At 40.1% G+C, this 20,205-nt stretch carries 22 protein-coding genes; 15 read left to right on the top strand and 7 right to left on the bottom strand.

Features of this window, described 5'->3' with window-relative positions; translation table 11 throughout:
* Positions 1-67 precede the first annotated feature (67 nt).
* Genes ACTF5Q_RS07035 through ACTF5Q_RS07015 form a run of 5 tightly spaced genes read left to right on the top strand, consistent with a single transcriptional unit; the run spans position 68 to position 5,447 of the window.
* Complete coding sequence (locus ACTF5Q_RS07035; protein WP_438953921.1) at positions 68-739, top strand: SURF1 family protein; 672 nt, start codon at positions 68-70, stop codon at positions 737-739.
* 1 nt (position 740) lies between these two features.
* Positions 741-2,126: a threonine synthase gene (thrC, locus tag ACTF5Q_RS07030; protein ID WP_438953920.1), complete on the top strand. Its 1,386-nt coding sequence runs from the start codon at positions 741-743 to the stop codon at positions 2,124-2,126.
* Between the two features lies 1 nt (position 2,127).
* On the top strand, positions 2,128-3,393 hold the full coding sequence (locus tag ACTF5Q_RS07025; protein WP_438953919.1) for a M16 family metallopeptidase: 1,266 nt from the start codon (positions 2,128-2,130) through the stop codon (positions 3,391-3,393).
* A 2-nt stretch (positions 3,394-3,395) separates the two neighbouring features.
* Positions 3,396-3,986 carry a GNAT family N-acetyltransferase gene (locus tag ACTF5Q_RS07020; protein ID WP_438953918.1) on the top strand — a complete coding sequence of 197 codons (591 nt, stop codon included), beginning with the start codon at positions 3,396-3,398 and terminating at the stop codon, positions 3,984-3,986.
* Between the two features lie 48 nt (positions 3,987-4,034).
* A complete protein-coding gene (locus tag ACTF5Q_RS07015) occupies positions 4,035-5,447 on the top strand; it encodes an FAD-binding oxidoreductase (protein WP_438953917.1) in 1,413 nt (470 codons plus the stop codon).
* Here ACTF5Q_RS07015 and ACTF5Q_RS07010 read toward each other — a convergent pair.
* The 7 genes from ACTF5Q_RS07010 to fsa form a co-directional block, all read right to left on the bottom strand.
* A complete protein-coding gene (locus ACTF5Q_RS07010) occupies positions 5,437-5,829 on the bottom strand; it encodes a thiol-disulfide oxidoreductase DCC family protein (protein WP_438953916.1) in 393 nt (130 codons plus the stop codon). The two genes, ACTF5Q_RS07015 and ACTF5Q_RS07010, sit on opposite strands and share 11 nt — an antisense overlap.
* Before the next feature lie 102 nt (positions 5,830-5,931).
* Positions 5,932-7,293 (bottom strand): 30S ribosomal protein S12 methylthiotransferase RimO, encoded by a 1,362-nt coding sequence (gene rimO / locus ACTF5Q_RS07005; RefSeq protein ID WP_438953915.1) that lies wholly within the window; start codon positions 7,291-7,293, stop codon positions 5,932-5,934.
* Between the two features lie 76 nt (positions 7,294-7,369).
* Entirely contained in the window at positions 7,370-7,945 is a 576-nt protein-coding gene (locus tag ACTF5Q_RS07000) for a GcrA family cell cycle regulator (protein WP_438953914.1), read from the bottom strand.
* Positions 7,946-8,031: 86 nt separating this feature from the next.
* The gene (locus ACTF5Q_RS06995; protein ID WP_438953913.1) at positions 8,032-8,721 is read right to left on the bottom strand and encodes a CDP-alcohol phosphatidyltransferase family protein; all 690 of its coding nucleotides are present in this window, start codon (positions 8,719-8,721) and stop codon (positions 8,032-8,034) included.
* A 39-nt stretch (positions 8,722-8,760) separates the two neighbouring features.
* Positions 8,761-9,690: a tyrosine recombinase XerC gene (locus tag ACTF5Q_RS06990; RefSeq protein ID WP_438953912.1), complete on the bottom strand. Its 930-nt coding sequence runs from the start codon at positions 9,688-9,690 to the stop codon at positions 8,761-8,763.
* Positions 9,678-10,370 carry a DUF484 family protein gene (locus tag ACTF5Q_RS06985; protein WP_438953911.1) on the bottom strand — a complete coding sequence of 231 codons (693 nt, stop codon included), beginning with the start codon at positions 10,368-10,370 and terminating at the stop codon, positions 9,678-9,680. Before ACTF5Q_RS06985 ends, ACTF5Q_RS06990 begins: the two co-directional genes overlap by 13 nt.
* Positions 10,371-10,420: 50 nt before the next feature.
* A complete protein-coding gene (gene fsa / locus ACTF5Q_RS06980; protein WP_153902536.1) occupies positions 10,421-11,074 on the bottom strand; it encodes a fructose-6-phosphate aldolase in 654 nt (217 codons plus the stop codon).
* Positions 11,075-11,157: 83 nt separating this feature from the next.
* Here fsa and ACTF5Q_RS06975 point away from each other — a divergent pair, with 83 nt between their 5' ends.
* From ACTF5Q_RS06975 to tolR, 10 genes are all read left to right on the top strand, one after another.
* Positions 11,158-13,359, top strand: a complete 2,202-nt coding sequence (locus ACTF5Q_RS06975) for a primosomal protein N' (protein ID WP_438953910.1) — start codon at positions 11,158-11,160, stop codon at positions 13,357-13,359.
* 44 nt (positions 13,360-13,403) lie between these two features.
* Complete coding sequence (locus ACTF5Q_RS06970) at positions 13,404-14,618, top strand: MFS transporter (protein WP_438953909.1); 1,215 nt, start codon at positions 13,404-13,406, stop codon at positions 14,616-14,618.
* Positions 14,619-14,667: 49 nt separating this feature from the next.
* The gene (locus tag ACTF5Q_RS06965) at positions 14,668-15,537 is read left to right on the top strand and encodes a 50S ribosomal protein L11 methyltransferase (protein WP_438953908.1); all 870 of its coding nucleotides are present in this window, start codon (positions 14,668-14,670) and stop codon (positions 15,535-15,537) included.
* Between the two features lie 129 nt (positions 15,538-15,666).
* On the top strand, positions 15,667-16,173 hold the full coding sequence (gene ruvC, locus ACTF5Q_RS06960) for a crossover junction endodeoxyribonuclease RuvC (RefSeq protein ID WP_153696887.1): 507 nt from the start codon (positions 15,667-15,669) through the stop codon (positions 16,171-16,173).
* Entirely contained in the window at positions 16,170-16,880 is a 711-nt protein-coding gene (gene ruvA / locus ACTF5Q_RS06955; RefSeq protein WP_438953907.1) for a Holliday junction branch migration protein RuvA, read from the top strand. Before ruvC ends, ruvA begins: the two co-directional genes overlap by 4 nt.
* A gap of 4 nt (positions 16,881-16,884) precedes the next feature.
* Positions 16,885-17,913, top strand: coding sequence for a Holliday junction branch migration DNA helicase RuvB (gene ruvB / locus ACTF5Q_RS06950; protein ID WP_153696889.1), 1,029 nt, complete (start codon positions 16,885-16,887; stop codon positions 17,911-17,913).
* Positions 17,914-17,935: 22 nt separating this feature from the next.
* Positions 17,936-18,568, top strand: a complete 633-nt coding sequence (locus ACTF5Q_RS06945) for a hypothetical protein (protein WP_438953906.1) — start codon at positions 17,936-17,938, stop codon at positions 18,566-18,568.
* A complete protein-coding gene (gene ybgC, locus ACTF5Q_RS06940; RefSeq protein WP_438953905.1) occupies positions 18,568-18,960 on the top strand; it encodes a tol-pal system-associated acyl-CoA thioesterase in 393 nt (130 codons plus the stop codon). The genes ACTF5Q_RS06945 and ybgC overlap by 1 nt, the downstream gene beginning before the upstream one ends.
* A gap of 102 nt (positions 18,961-19,062) precedes the next feature.
* The gene (tolQ, locus tag ACTF5Q_RS06935; protein WP_020044575.1) at positions 19,063-19,734 is read left to right on the top strand and encodes a protein TolQ; all 672 of its coding nucleotides are present in this window, start codon (positions 19,063-19,065) and stop codon (positions 19,732-19,734) included.
* A gap of 1 nt (position 19,735) precedes the next feature.
* Complete coding sequence (gene tolR / locus ACTF5Q_RS06930) at positions 19,736-20,203, top strand: protein TolR (RefSeq protein WP_020044576.1); 468 nt, start codon at positions 19,736-19,738, stop codon at positions 20,201-20,203.
* Positions 20,204-20,205 lie beyond the last annotated feature (2 nt).

Genomic DNA, 20,205 nt, shown 5'->3' with positions numbered 1-20,205 from the left:
AGAGCCCTAATAGTTAACATATTCAATATTTGTTACTAATGTATTTGATGTTTAAAGCGCTGGTCCAATGACACGCGTTTGGTTTATAGTTTTTATTGGTTTTGCTGGCACAGCTTGTTTGCTCTCTCTTGGAAAGTGGCAGATAGATAGGCTTCATTGGAAAACGGATCTTTTAGGAAAGATAGATCAAAAAATTACTGAAGTTCCTGTTATTTTGCCGGCTAGACCTAATGAAGATGATCATAAATATTTATCCGTAGAAATTCTTGGTCAATATACGGGAGAAAGCATTCGAGTGTTGGCTAGCAGAAAGCACTATGGAGCCGGCTATCGTATAATCAGTGTTTTTCAAACAAACCAGCGTAGGCTGCTCGTAGATCAAGGCTTTGTTAGGCTTGAGAATACTTATGATGTAAGTTTGGCCGGTGGTATTTCTTTGGTTGGGAATTTACATTGGCCCGATGAGGTAGACACATTTACTCCCATACCTGATCTCAAAAATAATATTTGGTTTGCACGCGACGTCGAGCGTATGGCATCTTTCTTACGGACAGAACCTGTTCTATTAATTCTTAAAGACTCATCACATAAAGATAAAAATATAACTCCAATGCCTATTGACACTTCGCACATTCCAAATGATCACTTGCAGTACGCATTTACATGGTTTTCTTTAGCCATAATCTGGGCTCTGATGAGCTGTCTATTTGTTTGGACTACAAGACGAAAAAGGCTATAAAATGAAGTATATCTCGACCCGTGGATTGGCTCCCGCGCTCACTTTTGAAGAGGCGATGCTTACGGGCTTGGCTCTGGATGGTGGGTTATATGTTCCAGAGAATATTCCCAAAGTAACAAAGAATCAGATCTTGTCTATGCAGGGCTTACGTTATCAAGAGATTGCTTTCAAAATAACTAAACCTTTCATGGGTAACGCATTCGAAGATGATGAGTTACATGAAATTATTGAAAAAGCCTATGCGGATTTCAGTCATATCTCGTGCGCTCCGCTTGTTGAATTGGAAGCTAATCACTTTTTATTAGAGCTTTTTCATGGTCCCACTCTTGCATTTAAAGACTTTGCGATGCAGCTGATAGGCCAGTTATTCCAAGTTGCGTTAAAACGCAGTGGAAAAAGAGTTACAATAATCGGTGCAACTAGTGGTGATACTGGTAGTGCTGCTATCGAGGCGTTTAAAGGTTTAGATGCAGTAAATGTGTTTATTCTTTTTCCGGATGGCCGGGTTTCCGATGTGCAACGTAGACAGATGACAACTGCTAAAGAAAGCAATGTTCATGCGATTGCAGTAGATGGGACCTTCGATGATTGTCAATCTCGTGTAAAAGACATGTTCAATGACCACGAATTCAGAAACAAAGTACAGCTTGCTGGTGTTAACTCCATTAACTGGGCTCGTGTTTTAGCACAGATTGTATATTACTTTTCATCTGCCGTTTCTTTAGGGGCCCCGTCACGAAAGGTGAGTTTTACGGTTCCAACTGGTAATTTTGGTGATATTTTTGCTGGTTATATTGCTAAAGAAATGGGTTTGCCAATTGATAGATTGGTTGTGGCTACTAATCAAAATGATATTTTGCACAGATGCCTGAGTGGTAATGGATATCATACAACTGAAGTTGCAGCCTCAATTAGCCCATCAATGGACATACAAATCAGTTCAAACTTCGAACGTGCTCTATTTTATGCGTATGCTTTGGATGCAAATGAAATTGCAAAGCTTATGGACCAATTGAAGCAGAATGGTGGTTTCGATATTACAAATGCAGCTTTAAGCGCTTTATCGCAACATTATTCATCTGGTATGGCTACTGAAGTTGAAACATCTAGTACGATTGGGCGCAGTTTGAGTAGATCTGCCCAACTGCTGTGCCCACATACAGCAATTGGTGTTAAGGTTGCAGACGACTTTCGTGATCATGCTGTGCCTATGATTACACTGGCAACAGCACACCCTGCAAAATTCCCGGCAGCAGTTAAGAATGCTTCTGAGGTAAATCCAAGTCTTCCAGATAGGATGAGTGATCTTTTTGATAGATCTGAAAGGATTTCAAAAGTTGCAAATGATCCGGATGAATTAAAAAGATTTATTAAAGACAGGATATAATTTGACAGTCCAAACAGAAAAATTAGAAAATGGATTTCGTATTGTCACAGAGCATATGCCAGGTCTGCAGTCAGCTTCGGTTGGGGTTTGGGTTGATGCTGGTGGCCGACATGAACGCTTAGAACAAAATGGCATTGCTCACTTTTTAGAACATATGGCATTCAAGGGGACTTCCAAGAGATCTGCTCTAGATATTGCTGAAGCAATTGAAGACGTAGGTGGATACATAAATGCTTACACATCAAGGGAAGTGACCGCTTATTATGTTAGGTTGTTAAAAGAAAATATACCATTAGCAATTGATATTTTGGCAGATATTTTGAAGAATTCAATTTTTGATAAAAAAGAAATCGAAGTTGAACGTAATGTAATTTTGCAGGAAATTGGTCAGTCACTAGATACTCCTGATGATATAATTTTCGATTGGTTGCAGGAAACAGCATATCCAGATCAACCAATGGGACGAACAATTTTAGGACCAGCAGAAAAAGTCAGAAAGTTTGATAAGAGAGATCTTTCGGACTTTGTGTCAGAAAATTACTCCCCGGACAGGTTAATTTTAGCTGCTGCCGGTGGAGTTAAGCATGAGGAAATCGTCTCTTTGGCTAAAGAACAATTCGGCAGTTTAAAATCAAGTAAAATAAAATATTCTACGGATCCAATTAATTTTAAGGGTGGAGAGTTTAGAAGAGAGAAGAAATTAGAACAAGCTCATATGGCCTTAGCCTTCGACGGACCTAGTTACGTGGATGACGAAATTTATGCAGCCCAGATTTATAGTGTGGCACTAGGGGGAGGAATGTCCTCCCGTCTCTTCCAAGAAATACGCGAAAAGCGCGGCTTGTGTTATTCTATCTTTGCGCAGTCAGTAGCGTATCGCGACGGTGGTAGCACTTTAATATATGCCGGCACCAGTGAGGAAAGGTTGAAGGAATTAAGTGAACTAACTTTCGATGAGCTTAAAAGAGCTGCGGATAATTTCAGCCAGTCTGAGTTGAATCGCGCACGCGCTCAAATGAAAGCTGGCTTGCTAATGGGGCTTGAAAGCGTGTCTTCACGTGCTGAGCGACTTGCTCGAATGATCTCAATATGGGATCGGGTTCCAACTTTGGAAGAAACTGTAAAGGAAATTGATGCAATAAATTTAAATGATATGCGAAGTTATGCAGAAAAAATTGCAGTTTCATCTAAAACTGCAATGGCATTATATGGCCCAGTAGGTTTAGCGCCAGATCTTAGTGAGTTAGAAATAAGACGAGCAGCCTAACAATGCTATTTAGTAAGCGCCAGTTGCTGATTAGAACAGATAGACTAGACTTACGGTTACCTCAGCTCTCAGATCACAAAAATTGGTCACAATTGCGTCTAGAGTCCAAAGAGTTTTTAACACCTTGGGAGCCAGTTTGGTCCCATGACCATCTACTAAAAAGACCTTTTATAAATAGAGTTAATTGGGCAAAGCGTTCAATGCAAAATGGAACTGCTATACCTTTGTTTATAGTTAACAGGGTCGATCGTGCGCTTTTGGGAGCAATAACATTAGATAATATTCGCAGGGGGCCAAATCAAACTGCTACAATGGGCTATTGGATTGGTCTTCCATACGTGCGTAAGGGATTTATGTCTGAGGCAATAGCTGCTTTGGTCCATTACGCATTTAATACGTTAGATATAAGTCGAATTGAGTCGGCGTGCTTGCCGGAGAATACCCCTTCGCGAAAGGTATTGGAAAAATGTGGATTTAAATATGAAGGAGTAGCCCAGGCCTATATTCAAATTGATGGTAGGTGGCGTACCCATGTTTTATATGCCTCTTTAAGACACGATAGAAGAGGAAAGACTGATACTGGGGTTGTATGATATTAATGCAGATGAAAGATGTTGCTAATTTAGTTCGGTATATTTATTTTGACTTTCAATCCTGTTGATAAAGAGCTTTTAGCCAAAATAGAAAATGCCTGCGGGTATGAGGTTTTTCGCCCAGCTTTGCAGGCCTATGCTGAAGAACCACGAGGTAGATGGATTGGCAATATTGGTTCAGTTGTGGCACCACGAAATGTCACTGAGGCATCAAAAGTTCTGAAGATTTGCTCAGATGCTCGTGTGCCCGTGATACCTTACGGTGGTGGTACAGGGCTCGTTGGTGGCCAAGTCGGTGAAAACTTATTGGCACCCCTTATTTTGTCCGCTGAACGATTAACATCGATTATCGATATATTCCCAAAAGAACATGCTATTGTGTGTCAAGCAGGTTGCAAATTGGAAGATATTCAAAAGGAGGCGAGGGCCGCTGACCGTTTATTTCCATTATCTTTAGCATCAAAAGGTACTGCGAGAATTGGAGGTAATTTAGCTACTAATGCAGGCGGCATTGGTGTGATAAGATACGGTAATGCCAGAGATTTATGTTTAGGGATAGAAGCAACTTTTCCCAGTGGGGAAATCTGGTCTGATCTTCGCCGCCTTAGGAAAGATAACTCTGGCTATGATCTAAAAAGCTTATTGATTGGCTCCGAAGGTACTTTAGGTTTTGTGACTGCTGCTTCACTTAAATTGGCTCCATTGCCGAAATCGGAAAGTACTGCTCTACTATTCGTAGATTGCCCAAAGGATGCGCTAGCTGTTCTTAATATTGCTCAAGATTTTTTTGCTGAAGGAATAAGTGCATTTGAATTGTTATCAGGGCAGGGTTTTTCTTTCATTCAAGAAAAAATGCCTGATGTAAGTTTTCCATTTATTAAAATACCTGATTGGGCAATACTTATTCATTTAGGTTTTGGATCGAATAGAAACGCAGAAAACTCTATGATAGAACTGTATGAGAAAATCTGCGGTATGAAGTTAGCCTATGATGGCGTACTTGCAAAATCTCAGAAGGAAAGTGATGCGTTGTGGGGTCTTAGAGAAACAATACCTGAAGCCAACCGAAAAGTTGGTGCTATCGCCAGTCATGATATTTCATTACCGCTTTCAGCAATTCCAACATTTATAGATAGGGCTCACTTTCAGTTATCGTCGGTTGGAAAATTTCGTATAAACTGCTTTGGACATTTGGGTGACGGTAATTTACACTTCAATGTATTTCCTGAAGCTGGAAAAACAAAAGATCAATATTCATCGCAGCGAGAAATTATTGAAAGTGTAGTTCATGATTTAACCGTGGAGCTTGAAGGATCTATAAGTGCAGAACACGGTATAGGCCGATTTAAGGTAAACGATTTAATCAAGTATAGTAGCCCTGTAAAATTAGATCTAATGAAAAAACTAAAAAATATATTTGACCCGAATGGTATTATGAACCCTGGGGTAATTATAAAATAGAGCGCTGTTTTTTTAATCTTTTTATGTCACGTGCATAAAGATAACGAGCGATTATATGGTAATAAAAAAATTGTGCTACGTTCGTGACCCCGGGTAAACTAAAAATTTTTGCGAGAAAGCGATATCTTGGCATTTCGTTCCATAAGACAACGAAAGCTTTAACGCCTTTGAATAATTCATAATTCTTGATCACATGAAGTTGACGAGCGGTTTCATTTCTTGTTAACCCAAATGCAGCCAGATCAATAGCATTGATATCCTTAAAATCGATAGGCAGACCCCTACCGGCGCCGTAAGTTTGATAGACACAAATTTCTTTATTGCAAATCTTACAGTCGCCATTAAAAAAAACTGTTGTGTAAGGTATATTGTGATCACTCATGATCTACAGATAGTAGTTATCCTACTTTAGACAATGAAGCGCGACAATTTTCCATTCAAGATATAGATTACTCATATAATGATTATTAAATTTGCAAAACCTTTACCCAACTTCTGCACCCCATAAGTCATAATCACCTGCCTCATCTACTTTTACTGTAAGTAAATCGCCTGGGTTTAAATGAGAAAAATTTTTATCAATAAATAAATTACCGTCAATTTCTGGTGCATCTGCTTTGGTTCTGCATATTGCAGCGTCTTCATCTATTTGGTCAACTATTACCTCGACCTTTGTACCTACTTTGCGCTCTAATTTACTACACGATATCTCATTAGCCTTTGACATGAAACGTTCCCACCTATCCTGCTTTATGTCATTCGGTACTTGATTTGATAATCGGTTTGATTTTGCACCTTCCACATTTTCATATTGAAAGCAACCAACGCGATCTAGTTGGGCTTCTTCTAACCAATTAAGCAGAAAGCTAAACTCTTCTTCTGTTTCGCCTGGGTAACCTACTATGAATGTTGACCTTAAAGTGATGTCTGGGCAAATTTTTCGCCAATTTTCGATTTCGTGTAAAGTACGTGATGCAGCTGCGGGGCGGGCCATTCTTTTCAATGTTTCAGGGTGAGCATGCTGAAATGGTATGTCGAGATATGGTAGAATTTTCCCTTCTGCCATTAATGGAATTAAATCTTTTACGTGAGGATATGGATAGACATAGTGCAGTCTTATCCATGCTCCCAAAGATCCTAAATCTCTGGCTAAGTCGAAAATATGTGCTCTGTGACCATTAACAGTAGAATGTTTTAAATCTAGACCGTAGGCTGATGTGTCTTGAGAGATAACTAATAATTCTTTTACGCCATTGTCTACTAGTTTTTCAGCCTCCTTGATTACGTGGTTGGCTGGTCTGCTTGATAAACGACCACGCATTGTCGGAATGATGCAAAACTTACATTTGTGATTACAACCTTCTGAAATTTTAAGATAGCTATAGTGTCTTGGAGTTAATTTAATACCTGCAGGTGGAAGGAGATCAACAAAAGGGTTGGGTTTCGGTGCCACAATTTGATGAACTGCATGTAGTACATTTTCATACTGTTGTGGTCCGGTTACGGCTAATACTTTGGGATGCTTTTTGGTAATGTAATCTGGCTGGGCCCCTAAACAGCCGGTAACAATTACTTTGCCATTTTCTGCCAATGCCTCTCCGATTGCATCTAAGCTTTCGGCTTTTGCGCTATCTAGAAAACCACAGGTGTTTACTATTACTGCATCAGAACCAGCATAATCGCTAGATATTTGATAACCTTCCGCACGAAGTTTTGTTAGTATGCGTTCACTATCTACCAAGGCTTTTGGACAACCCAATGAGACCATACCAACAGTAGGCTGATTTTTTTGTAAATCGTTGGGAATTCTTGGGTTTGCTAGATCTGGACGGCGCATTATGTTCATTTTCACCATTGTTTAAGCAAGTAATCTTTTAACAATAGCCTTTTTTCTGGATCCAAACTCAAACTTCTATCCAAAGCTATCTACGACGATCACGCCTCTGGCTCATCGGTTGAAATGCAACGCCGACATGAGCCTCACAGTATGGTTTGCCCGCCTGAGATGGTAGACCACAAAACCAAAAATCTTCAGTAGCCGGGTCTCCAACCGGCCACTTACATGTTCGTTCGGTCAATTCAAGAAGAGAGATTTTTTTCGCCTTCTTTTCAATCTCATTCACGCGAGCCAAAGCTTCTGGGCTAATTTCATTTGCTGATGGTTGAGGAGGAAGAGGTTGGCCTGCAGGTATAATCTGCCGTCTTAAACTTGTTACATTTGATCTTGGTTCTGACGGAGAATTTGCAGTGGTTACTTTTGATGTGCTAGCCTTATTTGAATTTCTTTTTGTTTCAGAGAGAGACTTAACGGAAGCTTTTGATTTAGCATCAGATTTTGATGATGAACTTGTGGCTCGATTTGATAATCCCAAACGATGCACTTTCCCAATTACTGCGTTCCTAGTCACGCCACCGAGTTCTTTAGCTATTTGACTAGCCGACTGGCCTTCGCCCCATAATTTTTTAAGAATTTCTACTCTTTCATCAGTCCAAGACATTTAAATTTCCCATAAGTTTGATCCCATAATCATAAACTTTAGTAACAGACTTACAAGGGCATATAGCACCAAGGTTTAATATTGAATTATCTTTTTGATAGGAGCTGTTGAAACAGACCAGCACTAATTAAATATAGTGATGTGATTGTTAGTCCCCACAAAATTATTGGGTCTGATGAAAAATCAACCCAAGCAGACCACCCAGCAAATGAAATCCATAGAAGTGTTATAGGTAAGGAAGCATGACGCCAGCGCTCAGTCCGAACCGGGTGGATAAACTTCAATGGAAGAAACATAGCTATAGCTAATGTAGTAACCAGCGACAGAATGATCCAAAAGTTTGGTTGAATCGCGAACATCACAAGAGCTACCATGTTCCAACACCCGGGAAATCCGTGGAAGCTATTGTCTTTAGTCTTCATATTTCCATCACAAAAGTACATCGCTGATGCAAATGTTATTATAATTATTGTAACCCATCCGGTCCAACCCGGTAATAGGCCAGATTGAAACAGTGCAAATGCTGGTATAAACACATAAGTTAAATAATCTATAATTAGGTCAAGCAGCACTCCATCGAACCTTGGGGCATAATTTTTGACATCAAATCTTCTTGCTAGTGGACCATCTATACCATCTACTGCAAATGCAACTACGAGCCATAAGAACATTAAACTCCATTGATGATTTGCTGCCGCAAGCATTGAAAGCATTGCAAATACTGCTCCTGAAGCAGTAAATAAGTGGACAGATAAAGCGGCAATTCTTGGATCCATTTTCATTCTATACGATTATATTAAGTCTGAGCGCAACTGCTAAGCCTGAGGATGAGTTTTAGAATAAACTTCCATTAGCCTCACACTATCTACCGCTGTATAAATTTGTGTAGTCGAGAGACTTGCATGTCCAAGTAGTTCTTGAATGGTCCTTAAGTCACCGCCGTTTGATAATAGATGCGTGGCAAAGCTATGTCGCAGAGCATGCGGTGTGGCAGATGCCGGAAGGCCAAGAAGATTTCGAACTAACTTCATTTTGTTTTGAATTATTTTGGGCGATAGCGGCTTACCTCTTACGCCCCGAAAAATTTCATCATTTGCCGATAGTTGAAATGGACATAATTCGACATAATCACGAACAGCATTTTGTGCAATTTTTAACACCGGAACCACCCGCACTTTGCCGCCTTTTCCAGCGACTCTCATTGAGTTGCCTAGCGGTATATCTTTTGTCCGTATGTCTAGTGCCTCTGATATGCGTAAGCCGCAACCGTAAAGCAATATTAAAACGGCGCTATCTCGCGCAATCACCCAAGGCTCAGTTGATGTACTTTCGCATTCTGATAAAACAGCTTTTGCCTGCATTGGTGCAAGGGGACGTGGTAATTTATTAGAAAATTTTGGAGACTTTATTGACAATATATGGGTAGCATCAAACCCTCGATGCTTGGCAAGCCACCGTATATATGACTTTAAACTTGATAACTTTCTGGCATTTGATCTGGCGCCTGAATTCATATTTCTTAACTTTGCCTGCCATGCTCTTATGTCTGAAATTTTTAGCTTTTCAACAGTTGAAAGCTGAGTGGTCTCATTGTGGTGTTCAGATAAAAAAATAAAAAAATCTGTCACATCGTTATGATATGCTACCCTAGTATTACTAGCGAGAGTGCTTGTCGCAGCTTTTATTTCAAGCCAGTTTTCAATGCTTTCGATTATGGCAGGTGCGATAATTTTTAAGTTATCCATCGCTCCAACATTTTCTCACAGGCACAGGCAAAAAATTTCAATAAATCGGTACCTTGTCCTGGTTCAAAGAAATTTGCATCAATTGATCCAAATGCAATCATTCCTATGGTTTCGTTATCATTAAGATTTAACTCAATACATGCTTCTGATGCAATCTTAACGGATACATTTTCAAATAACTGATCCGTGGCACTAGTTGCTTGTCGTAGTTTTATTTTTGATGCCTTAGTTTCATTTCCCTGATTTATATAAGTGTTTACAAAGCCTGGAATTACGGATTGTACGTGAGGATTGTCGTGGGTTGGTAGTAAGTCGCTATCCAAACCAACTGGGCTCTCAACCAAGATAAATATGCAATCAACATTTAAAATTTTTAATAAGTCAGATTTTAAACTGAGAACAAACTGATCTAGGTTGTTCTTGCTCATAAGCTCAATAACTGCTTGATGGATCTGTTTTGTTCCTAAAAGATTTTGATATGCTGCAGCAACGACCGATTTATGTGTCCCTTCAAGCTCTCCCAACTTATGAGTTAATCGGCTCATAGCTACGTGACGTAAATCAACAACGTTATTACCTAATTTGATGTCTGTTGCCGTTAGAAGGCTCTCCATCAATTCCTTGTCATCAAGAATAATTGATGGATCAGCGAGCAGTTCTGCGCGAGTAGTTTCTTCCATATTTTTGCCCGTATAATTTTATCAATACAATGGCATGGTATTTAAATAATTTACAGGATTTTTTGTTTTGTAAATTTTATGTCTTCTAAGAAAGCGGCTAAACCTTTGTCGGTAAGTGGATGGTTTATCATGGATTTTATGACAGCTGGTGGTGCGGTCATCACATCGGCGCCTATACGAGCACTTTCTAATGCGTGGTTAACGGTACGGATCGAGGCAGCCAAAATTTGAGTTTCAAAATCGTAGTTGTCATAAATTTCACGAATATCCTCAATCAACTGCATGCCGTCGAGATTGATGTCATCCAACCTTCCGATAAATGGTGAAATAAATGTGGCGCCCGCCTTTGCTGCTAGTAAGGCTTGATTTGCCGAAAAACAAAGCGTCACGTTTACCATGTGCCCTTCAGAACTTAGGGTTTTGCATGCTCTCAACCCATCCCAGGTTAATGGGACTTTCACAGCTATATTTTTTGCAATTGTTACAAGTTTGCGACCTTCCGCAATCATAGTATCAGCTTCAGTCGAAGTAACTTCAGCACTCACAGGGCCGTCTACAATCGAACAAATTTCCTTTGTAACTTCAATGATATCTCTTCCTGATTTCTTAATAAGTGATGGGTTCGTTGTTACACCGTCCACCATTCCTAGGTCGTTGAGCTCTTTAATTTGATCAATTTCTGCCGTATCAACAAAAAATTTCATTGTTTTATCTCCCTTGCGCTTGGCGAAGCGTTGAAGATCATTTACTTCAGTTTTAAGCTTTGGAAAAGCCCTTAAGGAAAACTTTGAGACAAGATCAAGAATTTTTTGTTGATGGATCGTTGGTAGAAGTGTTGACGACACAGCCTATCGATCGTTTATTCACATACAGGGCTCCGCGTGAGGGTTGCTTTAAAGGTGCTATCGTTCTTGTTCCTTTTGGTCAGCGTATAGTCGTGGGTTTGGTATGGGGCTCAAGTACTGAAAAAATTGAGCTTGAGAAAATTAAAACGATTGATAGGGTTTTAGATTTTCAGCCTTTACAGCCAGAATTTCAAGATTTTATTTGGAAAGTAGCAGATTATACAGTTTCACCGTTATATGCTGTATTGAGATTAGCTACACGCGTACGAGATCTTGCGGCCCAAGAGGTTTACAAAAAATTAATTTATAAGGGGAAAGTGCCAAATCAATTTAAAATGACCCCTGCAAGAAGCCGTGTTTTAGGGGCCTTAGATAATTTGAATGGTATCGGCGTGCCCATCTCAGAATTAGCTAAATTAGCAAAAGTTTCGCCCTCTGTAATTAGCGGGATGATTTCATCTGGGTACTTATTTACTAAAATGGAGCCCAAGGACTTACCATACGCAAAGGTAAATACTGCATATTCATTAAATGAGCTAAGCGAAGATCAAGCACAGGTAGTTTTTGATATAAATAACCTTTTGGATCAACAAGGCCATTCCTCAATCTTACTTTGTGGTGTGACTGGTTCTGGGAAAACTGCTGTGTATTTAGAGGCAATTTCAAAGGTAATTGATAATGGAAAACAGGCTTTAGTTCTGCTGCCAGAGATAGCATTAACTGGAGATTTCACAAAACGAATTAAAGCCCGTTTTGGAGTCTCACCGGCGGAATGGCATTCTGGTATTTCTCAATCTGAGCGCCGCAGGGTTTGGAAAATGGTTGGTCGAGGTCAGGCTCAAATCGTAATTGGAGCTCGGTCAGCACTTTTTTTACCCTTTGAGGAACTGGGGCTTATCGTTGTCGATGAAGAGCATGATTCATCTTACAAACAGCAAGATGGTGTATTATATCATGCGCGAGATATGGCCGTGCTTAGAGCATCTTTAGCAGGTGCAAAAGTAATATTGGCATCAGCGACCCCAAGCTTGGAGACATGGAATAATGCCAAATTAGGTAAGTATAAGCGCTTCAATTTGACAAAAAGATATGGTTCGTCAGTTTTGCCAGATATTCAAGTAATTGATATGCGGAACGAAAAGTTACGATCGGATCAGTGGATTTCACCAATCCTAAAATATAAAATCGAAGAAGCGATTGATAATAATGAACAAGCATTATTATTTTTGAACCGTAGAGGCTATGCTCCAGTCACTTTGTGCCGCTCATGTGGTCAGAGAATTGGTTGTGATTTTTGTGATACTGCAATGATCGAGCATCGATTCCAGAAACGGTTAATGTGCCATCAATGTGGTGAAACTAAGCCTATGCCCAGAACTTGTCCAAGTTGCCAGGCAATCGACAACTTTGCTCCGATTGGACCCGGCGTCGAAAGACTGGCAGAGGAAGCAACCAAATCATTTCCAGAGGCATCAATCACAGTATTATCATCAGACTTGTATAGTTCAGCGAGGTCATTAAAAGATGAATTGGAAAGTATTTCGCGCGGTAATACGGATATAATCATCGGCACCCAATTGATTGCCAAAGGACATAATTTTCCTAATCTTACGGTTGTTGGTGTTGTTGATCCCGATCTAGGTTTGCAGGGGTCAGATCTCCGCGCTGCTGAGCGTACTTTTCAACTTTTACGACAGGTCTCTGGTAGAGCGGGAAGAAATGATAAAAGAGGAACGGCATATTTACAGACATACCAACCTCAGCATCCAGTTATAGAAGCTATTACTAACGGGCAAGATGAACAATTCTGGATTGCAGAAGCAAAAGGTAGGGAACTGGCAGAAATGCCTCCTTTCGGTCGATTGGTTGGGATCCTAATCTCTGCTCAGAATTCTGAAGATGCCTTTGAGATTGGATATAAATTGTCAAAAAAGGCTACTATTCTATCTTCTGCCGGAATTACCCTTTATGGGCCAGCACCTGCGCCTATTACAAGAGTGAGAGGTCGATATAGAATTCGGATGTTACTTAAGGCGAGTAAAGCCGTATCCATGCAAAGCGTAATCAAGTTATGGCTTTCGGGTTTAAATTTAAGAAAAGATATCCGTTTAGTAATTGATGTGGATCCTCAAAGTTTTTTGTGATTTACCAACTGGTCTTAAATACAAATCCTGATTATACGCGGGCTATGAAGGAAAACTATCATATTAGACATTTATCTAAGTTGCCAAAATGGAGACGTCCTGAAGCCTTATTAATATTAATGGCAATTGCTATGCCCTTAGCATTTGCCGTTTGGTCTGCCCTTTTGAACAACTTTGTCGTCGAAATAATTCGTTTTGATGGTTTAGACATCGGCATTTTGCATACTGTCCGAGAAATACCTGGTTTTTTTGCCGTGGGTGTAATCAGCATCTTACTTTTTTTTAGAGAGCAGACATTAGCGCTTCTAATGCTAGGGCTGCTCGGCATTGCTACCGCCGCTACTGCATGGTTCCCTCATTTAAGTGGCATATTGACGATAACTCTTCTGAGTTCCATCGGATTTCATTTTTTTGAAACAGTTAATCAGTCGTTGCAACTTCAATGGTTTTCAAAAGAAGAGGCTCCAGGTAAGCTTGGTAAACTCATGGCAATCGGGTCGGCAGCGACCTTGATCGCTTACATATGTATAATTTTTGGTTGGGATAAGCTAAATATATCTTTTAATTCTGCATATATGTTAGCTGGACTTGCCTGTTTTTTATTGGCTGTGCTGGGCTATATCCTTTTCCCCAACTTTAAGGCATCAATTTCTCAGACGAAGAAAATGGTCCTACGTAAGCGTTATTGGCTTTATTATCTGCTACAATTCATGTCGGGGGCAAGAAGGCAGATATTTGTAGTTTTTGCCGGATTTATGATGGTGGAAAAGTTTGGCATGGACGTGCAGCAATTGACAACACTTTACCTAATAAATTTAATTCTTAATATTTGTCTAGCACCATTAATTGGGCGCGCAGTTGCTCGATATGGAGAGCGTAATGCTCTTGCGGTCGAATACCTTGGTCTTGCATTAGTCTTTTTTGCTTACGGTGGGATATACCTCTTCGGTTGGGGTGTTTTAATTGCTGCCATCCTTTATCTTTTGGATCATCTTTTCTTTGCTCTGGCTTTAGCGATTAAAACCTATTTTCAAAAAATTGCGGACCCGAGAGATATAGCAGCAACTGCCGCTGTTGCTTTTACAATAAATCACATAGCTGCTATTTTCTTGCCCGTTGTTCTTGGCTTCTTGTGGCTTGCGTCTCCTTTTTTAGTTTTTTGCGCAGCTGGTATTTTAGCAGTTTTTTCTTTTGTATTAGCTCTTTTAATCCCTGGAGAGCCTAGAATAGGTAAAGAAACTATATTTTGTGTTTCATGATATCTTATTTAATTTTATCAATTTGTATTAGATTGGCGTATATTTATTAATGACTACTTTTACTGCTTTAACGACACTTCCCGGGAAAATAAACGCTTCTGATCTCGGCGATGCTTTAGAACGGCTTACACCCGAACCAATTGGAGTTGGAGTTTTCGAATTGGAAGATGGTTCGGGGCTTTGGGAGGTTGGAGCATATTTCTCGGAAAAGCCAGATGATATAAGTTTGGCTTTGCTTGCTGCTGTTTTTCAAGCTGAAGAATTTAAAATATCAGAATTGCCTCAGATTGATTGGGTTTCAAAAGTTCAGCGTTCACTAAAGCCAGTAGTTGCTGGAAGGTTTTTCGTTTATGGATCACACGATAGTGATAAAGTCCCGCCTGATTGTGAACCATTGCTTATAGAGGCATCAATGGCTTTTGGGACCGGACATCATGGGACAACTAAAGGTTGCCTGCTTGCTCTGGAGCAACTCATCACAGGTGGGTTTAAGGCAAAAAATGTTATTGATGTCGGTTGTGGTACTGCAGTTTTGGCAATGGCTGCTGCGCGTATTTTCTCCGCCAATGTTATCGCTAGTGATATTGATTCGGTAGCCCATAGCGTCGCTAAAATGAACATTCTTGCAAATGGATTAGATCGAAACATTCAATGTTTTGAAGCAAGTGGATTTGCCCATGAGCAAATAAAAACCAAAAATCCGTTTGATTTGATTTTTGCAAATATATTACTTGCCCCTCTTCTTGCGATAGCAACTGATATATCAAAGTATTCTTTGTCTGGAGGATACGTTGTGTTATCTGGTATTTTAAGTGAGCAAGCGGAATTGGTTGTCAATAAATATACTGGCGTAGGCTTCTCTCTATCCAATCAGATAGAGATTGGGGAATGGGTGACAATAATTTTCCGCAAGATTTGACTCTATTATGTCCTTTATAAATATTAAATGTTTTGGTTTTAAATGTAAGCGTATTTGAGAATAAAATAATTCTATTTGGCATTTGTTCACGTTTCGTGCTAATATTTGCAAAAATTGAGGTGCAGGATAATGAGGGTTATAGGTATTGACCCCGGCCTTAGAAATATGGGCTGGGGGTTAATAGATGTAAAGCAAAGCCGCATTACTCATGTTGCAAATGGTATTTGCAGATCAAAAGGCATAGATTTATCAGAAAGACTGCATTCCTTATTCATCCAGCTGGAAAATATTTTTGAGAATTTTAAACCCGATGTTGCTGCAGTAGAAACAACGTTTGTCAATAAGGATGGAGCTGCGACATTAAAGCTTGGCCAAGCGCGAGCAATAGCTTTGCTAGTACCAGCAAAAGCTGGTTTGGCAGTTTCTGAGTACGCTCCAAATAAAGTAAAAAAAGCCGTTGTAGGTGTAGGACATGCAGATAAAAATCAGGTTGCGCATATGGTGAAATTACAACTACCTGGCGTTGCTCTGAATGGTGTGGACGCAACGGACGCTTTGGCGATTGCCTTGTGTCATGCTCATTATGGTTACTCTCAAAATAGATATATGGTCGCAATTGAAAAGGCAGTCTCATGATAGGGCGGCTGTACGGTAAAATTGAGTATTTTTCGGAGGATCACCTACTCATTGATGTTCAAGGGGTAGGCTATGTAGTATACTGTTCAGAGAGAACACTACGATCTTTACCAGCAGTTGGCGAATATACATTTTTATATACAGATCTTTTAGTGCGCGAAGATATACTTCAGCTTTTTGGTTTTACTAGTATTGTAGAAAAAGAGTGGCACAGGCTCTTAATGACGGTGCAAGGCGTTGGTGCTAAAGCTGCATTAGCAATCATGGGGGCTTTGGGTGCTGATGGATTAAATAGGTCGATTTCCATTGGTGATTGGGCTGCTGTTAAGCAAGCAAAAGGTATAGGACCAAAGACGGCGCAAAGAGTTGTAAATGAACTTAAAGAAAAGGCACCTCAAATAATGGCAATGGCTGCTGTTTTTGGTCAATCAGCTGTAGAAAAGAAAGAGCCTATCTCTAAATATAGTAAAGACAATGCAGATATATATTCTGAGGGCGAGGTGGCCGGTACACTGGAAAGAAGTACTTCGTCTTCAGAAGAAAGACAAAAAAATCAAGCCGAAGCTTTATCAGCTTTAAAAAACTTGGGCTATAGTCCCTCCGAGGCTGCTAATGCTATATCTCTTGCAAGCGATCTAGAAGAAACGTTATCTACGCCAGACATAATTAAGAAAGCGCTTAAGCTTCTTTCACCAAACGAAAATTGATTTTATGATTGAACAAGAACCAATTTTAAGTCCTGAAAAAAACTCGGATGATAATGATCGAGCACTACGACCTGAAAGTTTAGCAGAGTTCATTGGGCAGGCAGAAGTAAGATCGAATTTGAAGGTTTTTGTTGAATCAGCCAAAAGGCGTGGTGAAGCAATGGACCATACTCTCTTTTATGGTCCGCCAGGGCTTGGGAAAACAACCTTGGCACAGATTATGAGCCGAGAGTTGGGTGTCAATTTTCGTATGACATCGGGTCCTGTGTTGGCAAAAGCGGGAGATTTAGCAGCAATATTGACAAATCTGGAAGCCAGAGACGTTTTATTTATTGACGAAGTGCATCGACTAAACCCTGCAGTGGAAGAGGTATTGTATCCTGCATTGGAAGATTTTGAGTTAGATCTGGTTATCGGCGAGGGGCCTGCTGCCAGAACGGTTAGAATTGAATTGCAACCGTTCACTTTAATTGGTGCCACGACGAGACTTGGTTTGTTAACAACGCCTCTCAGAGATCGATTTGGAATTCCAACTAGATTGCAGTTTTATACAAATGAAGAGCTTTTCGAGATTGTATCTCGAAATGCGAAGAAATTAGGGGCCCCTGCAGATGTATTGGGCGCAATGGAAATCGCTAAGCGCGCTCGTGGTACGCCTCGAATTGCTGGTCGGTTGTTAAGGAGAGTAGCTGATTTTGCATTGGTTGATGGGGATGGTACAATATCGAAGAAACTTGCAGATCACGCCTTAACTAGACTAGGTGTTGACTCGCTAGGTTTAGATGGCGCTGACCGGAGATATTTGAAACTTATTGCTGAACAGTATGCCGGGGGCCCGGTTGGCATAGAAACCATCAGTGCTGCTCTGTCAGAAAGTAGAGATTCACTGGAAGAGGTTATTGAGCCATATCTTTTGCAACAGGGCCTTATACAACGAACTCCTCGTGGAAGAGCATTGGCTAGCGGTGGTTGGAAGCATCTTGGACTTAAGCCGCCAAGCCAATCTGACGATCTATTTCACTCCATTAACTAGTAACATTTCAGGAATTAGTGAATTGACCCCTGAAGAAGTTGAAAGTTATTTTACTAGAAAAGATGGCACTTTTTTATTCGCTAGGTGGGGACGACCGGTCGCTCCCGTGGTATTTGGCTTAGACGATAATTCTTTAGCTATACTAAAAGGTGCCATTGAAGCAGTTATGTCACTTACAAATCAACAAATGAGTGAGACAGACCCAGAGCTTGGTTCGAATTTTATGTTCTTCTTTTTTAGTAATTGGCTCGAGCTTATTGAAGTGCCAAATCTCGACAAATTGGTGCCAAACATGTCCACACTTGTGGAACAGCTTATAGAAGCGGAAGCAAATCAGTATAGGATTTTTCGATTTGATAATGCAGGAGCTATTCGCGCTTGTTTTGTATTTATTAAAATCGATGAAAATATAATGCAAGTGCCAGCGCAAACACTGATGTTATCACAGGTAGTACAGTCGGTTTTACTGTGGTCAGATGATGCTTTTAAAAGCGGCTCTCCCTTGTTAGTTTCCGATGATCATCATACTTTGTTGAAACCTAATGTCTCAACACTTATCAGGGTTGCCTATGATCCTACTTTGCCAGATGCCTCTAATGATAAATCTATGGCATTACGATTGTCTGCAAGAGTAACCAAAATGGTGGTTAATTGATGAAAAGAGATACTTTCCAATGCCGCGTATATTATGAAGATACCGATTTAGCCGGGATTGTTTATTACGCAAACTATTTAAAGTTTATTGAACGGGCGAGAAGTGAGTGGGTGCGTAACATTGGTTTCGACCAAAATGTTCTGCGCAACGATTTTGGAATTGTTTTTGCGGTTCGGAAAGTAGAAGCGGATTATATAAAAGCGGCAAAATTTGACGATCTACTTACAATATCGACAGAATTAATAAGTAAAACACGGGTCCGACTTAAATTAAATCAGGATATTTATCGAGATAATTATCTCATATTTAAAGCCGTTTTGGATATAGTCTCCATCGATAGGAGTGGCGTTTTGGTAAAATTACCAAATGTAATTTTTGATAAATTCACTTAAAATATTTATTTCTCGGTTTTCTAAACGATATTATTTGGATTTATCTAGTAAAACGTTTATGCTCACGCCAAGCCAAAGATGGCAATTAAATGAGCAGATAAAATGGAAAATGAAGCTTTTACTTTTTGGGCGCTTTTTGGGCGTGCAACTATCACAGTTAAAATTGTTATGATTATGTTAATTGGGTCATCATTCTGGTCATGGTCAATTATATTCAAAAAATTAATATCATTTAGGACAGCACGGACTGAAGCATCTAACTTCGACCAATCTTTCTGGTCTGGAGAGCCTTTGGATGAGCTGTTCGAAAAATTGGGGCCAGATCCAACTGGACATACGGAACGCGTTTTTGCTGCCGGTATGGTGGAGTGGGAACGAAGTCACCGATCGGATGGAGTCATGATAGCCGGCGCGCAAGCGCGAATAGATCGTTCAATGGATGTAGCCGTAGTGCGTGAGGCTGAAGATCTGCAGTCAGGATTAACAATCCTGGCAACAATTGGGTCTACAGCTCCCTTTATCGGTTTATTTGGAACCGTATGGGGAATAATGAATGCTTTTATAGAGATTGCTGAGCAGCAGAACACTAATTTGGCAGTAGTTGCTCCAGGAATTGCTGAAGCCTTACTAGCAACAGGACTTGGACTTTTGGCTGCCATTCCAGCTGTGATATTTTATAATAAACTTAGTGCGGATTCTGACCGAATTGTTGCTGGGTATGAAAGTTTTGCTGATGAATTTTCAACAATTTTAAGCCGCCAATTGGATAGTTGAAATGGGTGCTGGAACAGTACAGCTGCAGACAAGTAAAAGAAATAGACGCACAAAAAGAGTTCGTCCTATGTCGGAAATTAACGTCACTCCCTTCGTCGATGTAATGTTGGTTTTACTGATAATATTTATGGTAACTGCACCCATGCTGACTGTGGGAATTCCAATAGAATTACCTAAAACAGCGGCTAATGCCCTTCCCAGTGAAAATGATGTACCTCTTTCAATTACAATTTCGGCAGATAAGAAAATTGTTCTACAAGAAACAGCTATTCCGTATGAGCAACTGATACCTAAGTTATCGGCAATATCAGGTGAGCGTGAAAGTGATTTGATCTACCTTAGGGCGGATGGGTCCGTACCTTATGAGTTTGTAGCAAAAATTATGGGGGCAATAAACGGTGCTGGTTTTTCAAATGTTGGCCTGGTTACTGATGTTGGATCTCCAGATATTATGAATGTTGAGAATTAATA

It is taken from the genome of Candidatus Salinivivens marinus (assembly GCF_965655845.1).
GTDB lineage: Bacteria > Pseudomonadota > Alphaproteobacteria > Rhodobacterales > Rhodobacteraceae > Salinivivens > Salinivivens marinus.
The sequence above is the reverse complement of the archived record's forward strand: the minus strand, read 5'-3'. Positions and strand labels throughout refer to the sequence as shown.